14 protein-coding genes are annotated in these 13898 nt (G+C 64.2%); 7 read left to right on the forward strand and 7 right to left on the reverse strand.

Annotated elements, in window-relative coordinates; all coding sequences use genetic code 11:
* Positions 1 to 22: 22 nt before the first annotated feature.
* On the reverse strand, positions 23 to 1243 hold the full coding sequence (locus AC1PPL_RS00095; protein ID WP_479972353.1) for a GNAT family N-acetyltransferase: 1221 nt from the start codon (positions 1241 to 1243) through the stop codon (positions 23 to 25).
* Positions 1244 to 1548: 305 nt separating this feature from the next.
* On the opposite strand from AC1PPL_RS00095, the gene AC1PPL_RS00100 reads away from it, so the two are divergent.
* Together AC1PPL_RS00100 and AC1PPL_RS00105 are read left to right on the forward strand one after the other, a co-directional pair.
* Positions 1549 to 3213, forward strand: coding sequence for an NAD+ synthase (locus AC1PPL_RS00100; protein ID WP_479972354.1), 1665 nt, complete (start codon positions 1549 to 1551; stop codon positions 3211 to 3213).
* A 68-nt stretch (positions 3214 to 3281) separates the two neighbouring features.
* Positions 3282 to 3620 (forward strand): P-II family nitrogen regulator, encoded by a 339-nt coding sequence (locus AC1PPL_RS00105; RefSeq protein WP_479972355.1) that lies wholly within the window; start codon positions 3282 to 3284, stop codon positions 3618 to 3620.
* Positions 3621 to 3670: 50 nt separating this feature from the next.
* Here the strand turns inward: AC1PPL_RS00105 and AC1PPL_RS00110 are convergent, their stop codons facing one another.
* The 6 genes from AC1PPL_RS00110 to AC1PPL_RS00135 form a co-directional block, all read right to left on the reverse strand.
* The gene (locus AC1PPL_RS00110; protein ID WP_011805027.1) at positions 3671 to 4264 is read right to left on the reverse strand and encodes an LOG family protein; all 594 of its coding nucleotides are present in this window, start codon (positions 4262 to 4264) and stop codon (positions 3671 to 3673) included.
* Positions 4257 to 4658 (reverse strand): diacylglycerol kinase, encoded by a 402-nt coding sequence (locus tag AC1PPL_RS00115; RefSeq protein ID WP_011805028.1) that lies wholly within the window; start codon positions 4656 to 4658, stop codon positions 4257 to 4259. The genes AC1PPL_RS00110 and AC1PPL_RS00115 overlap by 8 nt, the downstream gene beginning before the upstream one ends.
* Before the next feature lie 96 nt (positions 4659 to 4754).
* Positions 4755 to 5315 (reverse strand): RDD family protein, encoded by a 561-nt coding sequence (locus tag AC1PPL_RS00120; protein WP_479972356.1) that lies wholly within the window; start codon positions 5313 to 5315, stop codon positions 4755 to 4757.
* A 30-nt stretch (positions 5316 to 5345) separates the two neighbouring features.
* On the reverse strand, positions 5346 to 6170 hold the full coding sequence (locus AC1PPL_RS00125) for a DUF3106 domain-containing protein (RefSeq protein ID WP_270175391.1): 825 nt from the start codon (positions 6168 to 6170) through the stop codon (positions 5346 to 5348).
* Positions 6171 to 6183: 13 nt separating this feature from the next.
* Positions 6184 to 6645, reverse strand: a complete 462-nt coding sequence (locus tag AC1PPL_RS00130; RefSeq protein ID WP_011805031.1) for a DUF3619 family protein — start codon at positions 6643 to 6645, stop codon at positions 6184 to 6186.
* A complete protein-coding gene (locus AC1PPL_RS00135; RefSeq protein WP_011805032.1) occupies positions 6642 to 7208 on the reverse strand; it encodes an RNA polymerase sigma factor in 567 nt (188 codons plus the stop codon). Before AC1PPL_RS00135 ends, AC1PPL_RS00130 begins: the two co-directional genes overlap by 4 nt.
* Before the next feature lie 284 nt (positions 7209 to 7492).
* Here AC1PPL_RS00135 and AC1PPL_RS00140 point away from each other — a divergent pair, with 284 nt between their 5' ends.
* The 5 genes from AC1PPL_RS00140 (at position 7493) to leuA (ending at position 13898) form a co-directional block, all read left to right on the forward strand.
* The gene (locus AC1PPL_RS00140; RefSeq protein ID WP_479972357.1) at positions 7493 to 9289 is read left to right on the forward strand and encodes an acetolactate synthase 3 catalytic subunit; all 1797 of its coding nucleotides are present in this window, start codon (positions 7493 to 7495) and stop codon (positions 9287 to 9289) included.
* Positions 9290 to 9429: 140 nt separating this feature from the next.
* On the forward strand, positions 9430 to 9921 hold the full coding sequence (gene ilvN / locus AC1PPL_RS00145) for an acetolactate synthase small subunit (protein ID WP_011805034.1): 492 nt from the start codon (positions 9430 to 9432) through the stop codon (positions 9919 to 9921).
* Positions 9922 to 9977: 56 nt separating this feature from the next.
* Positions 9978 to 10994 (forward strand): ketol-acid reductoisomerase, encoded by a 1017-nt coding sequence (ilvC, locus tag AC1PPL_RS00150; RefSeq protein ID WP_011805035.1) that lies wholly within the window; start codon positions 9978 to 9980, stop codon positions 10992 to 10994.
* A 175-nt stretch (positions 10995 to 11169) separates the two neighbouring features.
* Positions 11170 to 12003 (forward strand): CDP-diacylglycerol--serine O-phosphatidyltransferase, encoded by an 834-nt coding sequence (gene pssA, locus AC1PPL_RS00155; RefSeq protein ID WP_011805036.1) that lies wholly within the window; start codon positions 11170 to 11172, stop codon positions 12001 to 12003.
* A gap of 221 nt (positions 12004 to 12224) precedes the next feature.
* Positions 12225 to 13898 carry a 2-isopropylmalate synthase gene (gene leuA, locus AC1PPL_RS00160; protein WP_479972358.1) on the forward strand — a complete coding sequence of 558 codons (1674 nt, stop codon included), beginning with the start codon at positions 12225 to 12227 and terminating at the stop codon, positions 13896 to 13898.

Here is a 13898-nt window from a genome sequence, read left to right on the forward strand (position 1 = left end):
TTTCATGGCCGCGTCCAGCCCGTCAGCCTGCCCGACGGAAGGGGTTGCGCGCGTGCAGATCCTCCAGGTACTGCTCCACGCCTTCGCCTTCACGCGCCAGGAACCGGTCCACGGCTTCGGCAAACGCCGGGTGCGCCAGCCAGTGGGCGCTCTGCGCGCGCACGGGCAGGAGGGCGCGCGCCATCTTGTGTTCGCCCTGCGCACCGCCTTCGAAACGGTGCACGCCCTGCGCGATGCACCACTCGATGGGCTGGTAGTAGCAGGCCTCGAAATGCAGGCAGTCCACCCGTTCTAGCGCACCCCAGTAGCGGCCATAGGCCACGGATTGCATGTCATTTGGGGAGTTTACGCAGTTGGAATAAGCGTCAACAGCTATCAAACTGGTAGCGATGGGGCGGCCTGCGCGCTCCGCCACGAAAAGCACCCAGGCCTCGGGCATGTGCTGCTGCATGGCGTGGAAGAAGGCCCGCGTCAGGTAGGGCGGATTGCCGTGCTCCAGGTAGGTGCGCTCGTAGCAGCGGTAGAAGAAGTCCCAGTTTGCCGTGGTGATCTGCGTGCCCCGCAGCACGCGAAAGCACACCCCCGCCTGGGCCACGCGCCGGCGCTCCTGGCGGATCTTCTTGCGCTTGTCCTGGTTCAGGGAGGCGAGGAAGTCCTCGAAATCCGCGAACCTTGCACCGTCCATGGGCCGCCGGTTGTGCCAGTGGAACTGCACGGTGCTGCGCAGCAGCATCCCCGCCTGGTGCGCTGCAGCCAGATCCTGCTGCGCGCCGAACAGCAGGTGCAGGGACGACAGCCCCGCCTGCTTCGCCCAGTCCAGCACGGCACGCAGCAGGGCGTCCCGCGCGGCATCGTCGCAGGCCAACAGCCGGGTGCCGGGCACCGGCGTGAACGGCACGGCGGCCACGGCCTTGGGGTAGTACGCCAGCCCGTGGCGGGCGTAGGCATCGGCCCAGGCCCAATCGAACACGTACTCACCGTACGAGTGCGCCTTGGCGTACACGATGCAGGCGGCCTGCAGGTCCGTGCCCGCCCACAGGGTGAACACGACGGGCGTCCAGCCCTGGGCGGGCGTGGCGCTGCCGCTGTCTTCGAGCGCGCACAGGTAGGCATGGCGCAGGAAGGGCGTGGGGTGGGGCTGGTGCGCCAGCAGTGCGTCCCATGCATCGGCGCCCACGCGATGGATCGAGTCGTGCAGGTGCAATGCGTAAGCAGGCGTGCTGGCAGGGCAGGGTGTGGTCATGCAGTGGGCGGTGCCGCAATCAGGGCAGAGCGCATCATGTCCCCAAAGCCCGGACCGCGTAGCCGTGGGGATTTCTCCGCGGTGGCGCAGCCTGCTTAAAAATGAGGCGGTGCAGGGGCGGGCGTTATGAATCAACCACTTAAGCCGCATGTGCCCGCCTCGCCCGCAGCTTATCCACAGGTCTGTCCCTGGCCTGTGGGGACAAGCGCGCAGCCGGGGCGTGCCGCAGGGGCAAGGCGCGGCTCGGGGCGGCGCCAGGGCCCGGGTGACATAATCGTCCGAGACCAACCCGCCCCGCTATTCCCATGCCGTTCGTCATCAGCATCGCCCAACTCAACTTCGTGGTGGGCGACGTGCCGGGCAATGCCCAGAAGATTCTTGCGGCCGCGCGCGATGCCCATGCTGCCGGCGCCCGGCTGCTCCTCACGCCCGAACTGGCACTGTGCGGCTACGCGGCCGAGGATCTGTACCTGCGGCCAGCCTTCGTGCAAGCGTGCGAGCAGGCACTGGAAGGGTTGGCGGCCGCTACGGCGGATTGGCCAGGGCTGACGGTGGTCGTGGGGCACCCGCGGCGCGTGGCGCACGGGGTGGGCGAGGGGGGGCGCGGCCTGTGCCACAACGCGGCCAGCGTGCTGCGCGCGGGGCGTATCGAGCACACCTACGCCAAGCAGTACCTGCCCAACTACGAAGTCTTCGACGAACGCCGCTATTTCGTCCCCGGGGATGAGAACTGCGTGTTCGAGGTCGAGGGCGTGCGCATGGGCCTGCTGATCTGCGAGGACGCGTGGTACCCCGGGCCGGCGCGCAGCGCGCGGGAGGCGGGCGCGCAGGTGCTGGTCACGCTCAATGCGTCGCCCTACCACCTGGGCAAGGCTGTCGAGCGCGAACAGGTGATGCGCGAGCGCGTGCTGGAAACCGGCCTGCCCCTGGTCTATGCGCACTTGGTCGGCGGGCAGGACGAGGTGGTTTTCGAGGGCCGGTCCTTCGCGCTGAATGCCGATGGCAGCGTGGCGGCTCGTGCGCCAGGATTTGAAGAAAAAACGCTGCTGATCAAGGTGCAGCAAGCGCAAGCAGCTATTGTTTTGGAAGCGCCAGTGGCGCCACACGAGGGCTGGGAGGCGGAGCTGTGGTCCGCCCTGGTGCTGGGCGTGCGCGACTACGTGGGCAAGAACGGCTTCCCCGGCGTGCTGCTGGGCCTGTCGGGGGGCATGGACTCGGCGCTGGTGCTGGCTATTGCCGTGGACGCGCTGGGCGCCGACAAGGTGCGCACAGTGATGATGCCCTCGCCCTACACGGCCGACATCAGCTGGATCGATGCCCGCGACATGGCCGGGCGGCTGGGGGTGCGCTATGACGAAATCGCCATCGCCCCGCAGTTCGAGGCTTTCAAGACTGCGCTGGCGCCGCAGTTCGCCGGCCTGCCCGAGGACACGACGGAAGAGAATCTGCAAGCGCGCATCCGCGGCATGCTGCTGATGGCGCTGTCGAACAAGTTCGGCAGCCTGGTGCTGACCACGGGCAACAAGAGCGAGCTGGCCACGGGCTACTGCACGCTTTACGGCGACATGGCCGGGGGCTTTGCCGTGATCAAGGACGTGGTCAAGACGCGCGTGTTCGCCATGGCCCGCTGGCGCAACGCCAATGACCCGTATGGCACCGGCGCGAATCCCATTCCCGAGCGCATCATCACCCGTCCGCCCAGTGCCGAACTGCGTCCCGACCAAAAAGACCAGGACAGTCTGCCGCCCTACGAGGTACTGGACGCCATCGTCGAGCGCTATATGGAAAATGACGAGCCTCTGGAAGACATCGTGCGCGCCGGCTTTGAACGTGCCGATGTCGAACGTGTAACCCGGCTCATCAAGCTCAACGAATACAAGCGCCGCCAGGCGCCTGTGGGCGTGCGCGTCACGCGCCGCAGCTTCGGCAAGGATTGGCGCTACCCCATCACCAACCGATTCAGGGCCTGAGCCCCCTGTGGCGGCCGCTGGGTCGCCGTGCCATGCCCGCCGCTTTTTAGATATTTGAGGAGTTCCCCATGCAAATGATCACCGCCGTCATCAAGCCCTTCAAACTGGAGGAAGTCCGCGAGGCCTTGGCCGAATGTGGTGTAACGGGGCTGACGGTGACCGAGGTGAAGGGCTTCGGCCGGCAAAAGGGCCATACCGAGCTGTACCGTGGTGCTGAATACGTGGTGGACTTCCTGCCCAAGGTCAAGATCGAGGTGGTGGTACGCACCGAAGACGTGGACCGCTGCGTGGACGCGATCGTAGGCGCGGCGCGCACCGGCAAGATCGGCGACGGCAAGATTTTCGTCACCGCCGTGGAGCGCGTGGTGCGCATCCGCACCGGCGACATGGACGACGCCGCGGTGTAACGAACGGCACGTCTGCCAATCCCGCGCACGCCAGCGCGGTGGGACAGCCGTCAGATCACGCTGCGCAGGGGGATGGCGCTGGCATTCGCGCCTGCGTCCTGCACCAGCGCGGTGAGCAGGGCATCGGGCTCCGTACCCACACGGATCAGGCCCATCTGCCATTCCCCCATGAGCCCGCCATGTACCGCATGCTGCAGGAAGCCCAGCATGCCGCCGTAGTAGCCGTCGGTGTCCAACAGGCCGATAGGCTTGTCGTGGTAGCCCAGCTGGCGCCAAGTCCAGACTTCGAACAGCTCTTCCAGTGTGCCGATGCCGCCCGGCAGGGCGACGAAGGCATCGCTGCGCTCGGCCATCATGGCCTTGCGCTCGTGCATGGTCTGCACGATGTGCAGCTCATCGCAGAAGTGGTTGGCCAGCTCCTTGTCCACCAGAGCCTGCGGAATGATGCCCACGACCCGGCCGCCTGCCACGCGCGTGGCCTCCGCCACCGTGCCCATGAGGCCGCTGCGGCCGCCGCCGTAGACCAACTGGCCGCCGTGGCGGCCTATCCAGTGGCCCACGGCCGTGGCCGCTTCTGTGAACAAGGGGTTGTTGCCCGGGCGAGAGCCCAGGTACACGCAGATTGAAAAAGCGACATCAGCCATGTAGGAACCTTTGGTAGAGCGCGGCCGCCCACACGGCTGCGCACAGCAGCAGGCTGAGCAGCACCGCTGCGCTGCCCAAGTCCTTGGCGCGCTTGGACAGCGGATGCAGTTCATGCCCGACGCGGTCGATGGCGGCCTCGATGCCAGAGTTGAGCAATTCGGTGATCAGCACCAACACCACCACCGCCGCCAGTACAGCAGTCTGCATCCAGTCCCGACCGACGTAAAAGGACGAGGGCAGCAGCAGGGCTGCCAGGCACACCTCCTGGCGAAACGCCTTTTCTTCCCATCCTGCCCGCAGGCCCGTCAGGGAGTAGCCCGTGGCATGCCACAGCCGGCGCAAGCCGGTGCGTTGCTTGTGGGGGTGTGGTGCGGAGGAGGTGGGATCAGGCATTCGGACGGTGATTGTCGCGCTATGGGAAGGCGAACTGCAGGGGTTGTGCGCATAGCTTGCGCGTCAGATGCACGCGTGCGTGGCCCAGTCCGCTCCTCAACCCTTGCGGCGGGGCGGCACTTCGTAATGCACCAGGCGGGTACCGGCGAGTGCGTCGTGCCAGAACTGGCGTTGCGGGTGAAATCGGCTGAGCAGGGCCCACACCGCGACCCAGCCCGCCACGATGACGGTCGCTTCGCCCGCGGACAGTTGAAAGGGTGCGATCACCGCCAATGGGGGCAGGAACCACAGCCAGCACAACAAGTAGCGCAGCAGCGCCCGTGGTTGCGAGAGGGAGCGCCCCTGCCGGTCTTCCACCCGGATGTGCCAGGTCTTCATGGCAAGCGTGTGTCCCTGGGACCAGAACCAGACGAAGTAGATGCCGAACACCACGAACAGAAAGGCCTGCAGCGCGTGGCGGTTGTCCAGCCCATGCCGCGTCTGTGTCAGTGTGCCGAACAGGTAGCCCGCGATGAACACCACCCCGAACATCAACATGCCCTCATACAACCAGCAGGCCATGCGGCGCCGCAGCGGAGGTGCGATCTCGCGGGATGCCGCCGGGGCGGCAGCGTCGGAAGGGTGGGGGGGCTGCGGATTGGCGCGCGAGGCAGTCATGCGGGACGGCGAACGGAGGTCATGCACCGATCATTGCGGCGGATGCAGGGGGGTCAGGTCCACTGGCGGTTCCGGAGCGGGTTCGGGAGCCGAGGCGGGCGCAAGGGGGGGGAGCGGCGCAGGCAGTGCGGACGGGATCGTGACCGGCGATGTTTCCACGACCACGGGGGGCGGCACCGGCAGGGCCTGGGGCGAATGGAATTCCGCTGGCGGCTGGATTTTCGGAGGGTTGGGGACGGCCGGCGGCGCATTGGTGGCTGCAGGGACGCGGGCCAGTTTCTTGGGGGAAACCGGGCGTACCGTGGTGGCTGCACCGGTCGGCCGCGGCGCCGCCTTGGCCGCCAGGCGCTTCTTCTCTTCCGCACTCAGCGCCTGGTATGCCTCCCATCGGGCACGCCGGCTGTCGGCCGGGAGCCTGCTGGCGGCGGCATAGTTCAGTCGCGCCTGGCTGCGCTGCTGGGTGCTGAGGCTGGCCCAATCGGTAATGCGTGCGAGCATCTTCGCCTGCTCGTCCTCAGAGAGTGCGTGAAAGCCCGCCGCCAGGTTGAGCCAGTTGCGCTTTTGCCCTTCGCTGAGCACGCTCCAGCGGTCTGCAAGGGGGTAGAGCGCTTCTTTCTGAGGAGTGCTCAATTCTGTCCAGCGGGGGCCAGCCTCGGCTTGCGGAGCCTGCCGGGGCTCGCTGTAGATTTTGTGCCTGCCATCTCCCAGCGCCTCGGCCGGGACAGGGGTACTGGGCGCCACCCGCACATAGGCAGCCATCCACCACCCCGTCGTCGCCAGCGCACCCAGCAAGACAAAAGCCAGCAAGAATGCTGGCAGGTGGGGGCGTGGGGCGTGCGGGGACGGCTCGTGCATGCAGGCAGTGATCTTATTGCGTCGTATTGGCTGTCTTGAGGTATTGCAGGAAGCCGGGGTCAGCATAGGCCGACGGGGGAAGATCGTCGGTCAGAAGCGCAGCGTCGACTTCGGCGATTTCGGTGGCCACCGTCTCATCCTGCGCCATATTGATGAAGACCAGCCCCACCACCAGCGCCGTCAGCGGCACGGCGGATACCAGGGCGCGCCACCAGTTGCCACCTTCGCTGCCCCAGCCGCTGAGCGTGGCGGTGGAGCCTTGCGAAGACACGTGCGTTGCCGCGGCTGTCTGACGGGCAGACTGTACGGCGGGGCGCTTGCGCTGCGCCAACGCCTGCATGCGGGCGGCGCGCAGGCGCTCGGTGATGTCGTAGGGAAGGCTGGCATTGCCTTCGCTCAGGCGCGCCGTAAGGCGGCGGGCGAACGCATCCGCGGCCTGGGTGATTTCCGGCGGGTATTCTGGAGGGCGGTTCATAGCACGATTCCTTTGGCCTTCAGTGCCTTGCTGAGGGTTTGGATGGCCCGAAAGCAGTGTGTCTTGACGCTGCCTTCGGAGCAACCCATGGCGGCTGCGGTTTCTGCGACATCCATTTCTTCCCAGTAACGCATCAAAAATGCCTCCCGTTGACGCGGGGGCAGTTCTTGGATCTCGGCATCGATATCGCGCAGTACCTGGGCGCGACGCACAGAATCCTCTGCACTCTGTGCCATTTCGCCATTGGCAGCGGCGTGTACCTCGAGAAAATCAAAATCTGAACCATCGTCCGACGGGCCCTCGAAGTCGCTCAGGCTGGAAAAAAGCGCATTGCGCGTCTTCTGTCGCCGGAACCAATCCAGCATGCAGTTGGTGAGGATGCGCTGGAAGAGCATGGGTAGCTCGGCCGGCGGTTTGTCGCCATAGTGCTCGGCCAGCTTGAGCATGCTGTCCTGAACGATGTCCAACGCGGCCTCCTCATTGCGCACATGGTAAAGCGTGCGCTTGAAAGCACGCTTGTCCACGCTTTTGAGGAAGTCGGAGAGCTCTTGTTCAGTAGCCAAAGGCAAAAACCCAAGGAGGGCGAAAGCGGAGTGCGCGCAGGTGCGTGCAGCAAGCTGCGAAAGGCGGATTATCGCATTGCCGCGTATTTTTTATGCCGTGCTGCGCCAACTGCATGTGTGCAGTGCAATAATGTGTACTGCAATTCAAAAAGGCAAACGGGTCCCGGTCCGGCGCAACACTCATGGCGCCCATGGCCGAGGCCTCAAGTCCCAAGTCGGCTTCACAAGAGTTCGTACAAGGGGCACCCAAGGTTTTTCGTTAGAGAAATTCGCAAAGGTTGATCATGGAAATCTCCAAGGCCGAACTCACGTCGGCGGCTGCGGCCTCTCGCGGCGGCAACTCCTCATCTTCTCCCGGCGCCCAGGACCTCATGGGGTCCGAGATCCTCGTCAAGGCTCTGCAGGCCGAGAACGTCCAGTACATCTGGGGCTACCCCGGCGGCGCCGTGCTGTACATCTACGACGCGCTGTACAAGCAGGACACCATTCAGCACGTGCTGGTGCGCCACGAACAGGCGGCGGTGCACGCGGCCGACGGTTATGCCCGCGCGACGGGCGAGGTCGGGGTGGCGCTGGTGACTTCCGGCCCAGGATTGACGAATGCCGTGACGGGCATCGCCACGGCGTATATGGATTCGATCCCCATGGTGATCATCTCCGGCCAGGTGCCCACGCCCGCGATCGGGCTGGATGCCTTTCAGGAGTGCGACACCGTGGGCATCACGCGTCCCATCGTCAAGCACAACTTCCTGGTCAAAGATGTGCGCGAACTGGCGGTGACGCTCAAAAAAGCCTTCCATATCGCGCGCACCGGCCGTCCCGGCCCCGTGGTGGTGGATATCCCGAAGGATGTGTCGTTCAAGAAGACGGCTTTCCATGGTTATCCGCAGAGCGTGGAAATGCGCTCTTACAACCCCGTCAAGAAGGGGCATGGCGGCCAGATCCGCAAGGCACTGCAACTGCTGCTGGCCGCGAAAAGACCTTATATCTACACCGGCGGCGGCGTGCTGCTGGGCAATGCGGTGCCCGAGCTGCGCACGCTGGTCGACATGCTGGGCTATCCGGTCACCCACACGCTGATGGGTCTGGGTGCCTACCCGGCCACCGACCGCAAATTCCTGGGCATGCTGGGCATGCACGGCACGATCGAGGCCAACAATGCCATGCAGAACTGCGACGTGCTGCTGGCCGTGGGCGCGCGCTTTGATGACCGCGTGATCGGCAATCCCAAGCATTTCGCGCAGAACGAGCGCAAGATCATCCATATCGATATCGACCCGTCGAGCATTTCCAAGCGCGTGAAGGTGGACATTCCGATCGTGGGCGATGTCAAGGACGTGTTGACTGAGCTGATCTCTATGATCCGCGAGACCACGACACGCCCCGACGCTGGTGCGCTGTCGGCGTGGTGGGAGCAGATCGAGAACTGGCGCGGCCGCGACTGCCTGAAGTACGACCGCGGGAACACCGAGGTGATCAAGCCGCAGTACGTGATCGAGACGCTGTGGAATATGACCCGCGATGCGGATGCCTACGTCACCTCCGATGTGGGCCAGCATCAGATGTGGGCCGCCCAGTTTTACAAATTCGACGAGCCGCGCCGCTGGATCAACTCCGGCGGCCTGGGCACCATGGGCGTGGGCATTCCCTATGCCATGGGCATCAAGCTGGCCAAGCCCGAGTCTGAGGTGTTCTGCGTGACGGGCGAAGGCTCGGTGCAGATGAACATCCAGGAGCTCTCCACCTGCCTGCAGTACAACACCCCTATCAAGGTGCTGTCGCTCAACAACCGCTACTTGGGCATGGTGCGCCAGTGGCAAGAAATTGAATACTCGGGCCGCTACAGCCACAGCTACATGGATGCGCTGCCCAACTTCGTGAAGCTGGCCGAGGCCTATGGCCACGTGGGCATGCTCATCGAGCGCCCGCAGGACGTGGAGCCGGCGCTGCGCGAAGCGCGCAAGCTCAAGGACCGCACGGTGTTCCTGGACTTCCGGACCGACCCCACCGAGAACGTGTTCCCGATGGTGCAGGCTGGCAAGGGCATCACCGAGATGCTGCTGGGGTCGGAAGACCTTTAAGCATCAAAAAGGCCTGTAACGCTTGTCTGACGAGCGCTAGTAGCTATTTATTTAATAGCGTTTTCTGACGAATCTATTGTCTGCCAAGCCTGACGCTTACCGGCGCCAGGGGAGGGCAGCGAGAAGAGGAAGCTCATCCCATGAAACACATCATCGCCGTCCTGCTGGAGAACGAACCGGGTGCGCTGTCGCGCGTCGTTGGCCTGTTTTCCGCGCGGGGCTACAACATCGAATCGCTGACAGTGGCGCCCACCGAGGACGCGTCCCTGTCGCGCATGACCATCCAGACCCATGGATCGGAAGACGTGATCGAGCAGATCACCAAGCACCTGAACCGCCTCATCGAGGTGGTCAAGGTGGTTGACCTGACCGAAGGCGCCTACACCGAGCGCGAACTCATGATGGTGAAGGTGCGCGCCGTGGGCAAAGAGCGCGAAGAGATGAAGCGCATGGCCGACATCTTTCGCGGACGCATCATCGACGTGACCGAAAAGAGCTACACGATCGAGCTGACCGGCGACCAGTCCAAGAACGACGCTTTCCTGCAGGCCATCGACCGTACCGCCATTTTGGAGACGGTGCGCACGGGCGCCAGCGGCATCGGCCGTGGCGAACGCATCCTGCGTGTGTAAGTACGACAATCCCCCGTTTTCCTTTCCCCCTGAACAGAATCCCAACCGGAGCGACCATGAAAGTTTTCTACGACAAAGACTGTGATCTGAGCCTCATCAAGGGCAAGACCGTGGCCATCATCGGCTATGGCAGCCAAGGCCACGCCCATGCCCAAAACCTCAACGACAGCGGCGTGAAGGTCGTGGTCGGCCTGCGCAAGGGCGGCGCTTCGTGGGACAAGGTCGGCAAGGCCGGCCTGACGGTCAAGGAAGTGAACGACGCCGTGAAGGAAGCCGACGTCGTCATGATCCTGCTGCCCGACGAGCAGATCGCCGAGGTCTATAAGAACAACGTTGAGCCCCACATCAAGCAGGGCGCCTCGCTGGCCTTCGCCCACGGCTTCAACGTGCACTACAACCAGGTCGTGCCCCGCGCCGATCTGGACGTGTGGATGGTGGCGCCCAAGGCCCCCGGCCACACCGTGCGCAACACCTACACCCAGGGCGGCGGCGTGCCCCACCTGGTGGCCGTGCACCAGGACAAGTCCGGCAAGGCGCGTGACCTGGCGCTGTCCTACGCCATGGCCAATGGTGGCGGCAAGGCCGGCATCATCGAGACCAACTTCAAGGAAGAGACCGAGACCGACCTGTTCGGCGAGCAGGCCGTGCTGTGCGGTGGCGCTGTCGAGCTGATCAAGATGGGCTACGAAACGCTGGTGGAAGCCGGCTACGCCCCCGAGATGGCCTACTTCGAGTGCCTGCACGAGCTCAAGCTCATCGTGGACCTGATCTACGAAGGCGGCATCGCCAACATGAACTACTCGATCTCGAACAACGCCGAGTTCGGCGAGTACGTGACCGGCCCCGAAGTGATCAACGAGCAGTCGCGCGCCGCCATGCGCAATGCCCTGAAGCGCATCCAGAACGGCGACTACGCCAAGATGTTCATCCAGGAAGGCCGCCTGAACTACCCGAGCATGACGGCCCGCCGCCGCAACACCGCCGACCACAGCATCGAAGTGGTGGGTGCCCAGCTGCGTGCGATGATGCCCTGGATCGCCAAGAACAAGCTGGTGGACCAGACGCGCAACTGATGCGTGAGCGCGGCCGGGCCGCGCTGGCGTCTTTCCCCAAGGCCACCCCGGTGGCCTTTTTTGCGTGCGGGGCAGCGGCTACACTGCGTCCTTTTCCGCACGCGTGTGCGGAACAAGAATACTATTGATTTAATAGCTGTTGGCGCTTGCTGGATAGGCGCTGGAGGTCGATTGAATGCATGATGGCAACGACGCCGCCGAAAACACGGGCGTGATGGTGCGCAAGCGCCGCAAGGGCATCTACATCCTGCCCAACCTGTTCACGCTGGCTGCGTTGTTTGGCGGGTTCTACGCCATTGTCATGGCCATGAATGGCCGCTTCGACTATGCGGCGGTGGGAGTGTTCTGCGCCATGGTGCTGGACAGCCTGGATGGCCGCGTGGCGCGCATGACCAACACGCAAAGCGCGTTCGGCGAGCAGATGGACTCGCTGTCGGACATGGTGTCCTTCGGCGTGGCGCCTGCACTGATCGCCTACGAGTGGGCCCTCAGCGGCCTGGGGCGCTGGGGCTGGATCGCGGCCTTCGTCTACTGTTCGTGCGCTGCCTTGCGGCTGGCGCGCTTCAACGTCAACACCGGCACCGTCGACAAGCGCTGGTTCCAGGGGCTTCCATCCCCGGCCGCGGCGGCGCTGGTGACGGGCTTCATCTGGCTGCTGTCCGACGCGGGTGTGCAGCGTGGGCAGGACGGCCTGCTGACCTGGAGCCAGCTCACCTGGGTGATGTTCGGGCTGACGCTGTACGCCGGGCTCACCATGGTGACCAATGCGCCGTTCTATAGCTTCAAGGACCTGCACCTCAAGCGCAGCGTGCCCTTTACGGCCATCGTGCTCATCGTGCTGGGGATCGCCATCATCAACATCCATGCGCCCACGGTGCTGTTCAGCATCTTCGTGGCTTATGGATTGAGCGGCTACGGCGTGTATGCATGGCGGCGCGCCAAGGGGTATCGGGCCAGCGTGATCAGCACCTCCAAGGACGAGCCCGAGGAGCGCGGGTTGCACGAGTAGCCCTGCGTGTCGCCGTGGGTTTTTTGTGCTAGAGTCGTTCGCATGCATTTCCTGTCGCTAGCACTACTACTGAACTTGTCCCTCGGGCAGGCATAGTAGCGCGCGCGTACACACCTACTTCCCACGGCCCGTGAGCACCAGCGACGGGCCGTTTTTGTTTTTCCGGGGTCGCTGGAGCACAGGTCAGACACCTACCTTGTTCCACGAAAGAGAGAATTCCGATGCTGCAGAACCCCGCCGCCAAATACCGTCCCTTTGCCCCCGTGCGCCTGACGGACCGCACCTGGCCCGACGCGGTGATCGACCGCGCGCCCATCTGGTGCAGTGTGGACCTGCGCGACGGCAACCAGGCGTTGATCGAGCCCATGGACATCGCGCGCAAGATGCGCATGTTCGAGCAACTGGTGAAGATCGGATTCAAGGAGATCGAGGTAGGCTTCCCGTCGGCCTCCCAGGTCGAGTTCGACTTCGTGCGCAAGCTCATCGAGGAAGACCGCATTCCTGACGACGTGACCATTCAGGTGTTGACCCAGGCGCGTGACCATCTGATCCGTCGCACGTTTGAGGCACTGGAAGGCGCGCCCCGCGCCATCGTCCACCTCTACAACGCGACCGCGCCTGTGATGCGCCGCGTGGTGCTGGACATGAGCGAGGAGGAAATCGTGGAACTGGCGCGTGGCAACGCGCAGATGTTCAAGGACATTGCTGCCCAGTACCCCCTTACCGACTGGACGTTCCAGTATTCGCCTGAGATGTACTCGGACACCGAACTGGAGTTTTCCAAGCGTGTGATCGATGCGGTGACCGATGTGTGGCAGCCGACACCCCAGAAGAAGTGCATCGTCAATCTGCCGACCACGGTGGAACACTCCACGCCGAACATCTTCGCGGACATGGTCGAGTGGACGCACCGCCACATCCAGCGCCGCGACAGCGTGGTGCTGTCGGTGCACCCGCACAACGACCGCGGCACCGGCACGGCAACGGCAGAGCTGGCCTTGATGGCGGGCGCTGACCGCCTGGAGGGCTGCCTCTTCGGCAACGGCGAACGTACGGGTAACCTGGACGTGGTGAACGTGGCCCTCAACATGTACACGCAAGGCGTGCATCCGGGGCTGGACTTTTCGGACATCGACGGCATCCGCAGCACCGTGGAGTATTGCAACCAGTTACCCGTGCACCCGCGCCATCCGTACGTGGGCGATCTGGTCTATACCTCGTTCTCCGGTTCGCATCAGGACGCCATCAAGAAAGCATTTGCCGCCCGGCGCGAGGGCGACATCTGGGAGATGCCCTACCTGCCGATCGATCCCAAGGATCTGGGGCGCAGTTATGAAGCCATCATTCGCGTCAACAGCCAGTCCGGCAAGGGTGGCATCGCGTATCTGTTGGAGAGTGAATACGGCGTGCAACTGCCGCGGCGCTTGCAGATCGAGTTCAGCCAGGCAGTGCAGCGCGAAATGGACGCCAGCGGCAAGGAGCTCACGGCCGCCGATCTGTGGAGTTTGTTCGAGCGCGAATACCGTCTGGACGAGGCAGCAACGCCGGTATACCGTATGGAAGGCGAAAACGGCACGGTTGCATTGCGCGGACAACTGCCCTGGCAAGGCCAGACGCTGCAGATTGAAGGCGAAGGCACAGGCCCGATCGACGCTTTCGTGCAGGCCGTGGCCGCTGCGCTGGACTGCGATGTGCGCGTGCTGGACTACAACGAACATGCCATCAGCGAGGGCGCCCACGCCAAGGCCGTGGCCTATGTCGAGATGCGCATCGATGATCGCCACACCGTATATGGCGTGGGCATGGATGCCAACATCGTGTCAGCCTCGATCCGTGCCATCCTTTCGGGGCTGCAGCGTGCTCCACAAGTCCAAGCCCAGGTGATGGTTGCCTGA

The sequence above is a fragment of the Diaphorobacter sp. B2A2W2 genome (assembly GCF_056730635.1).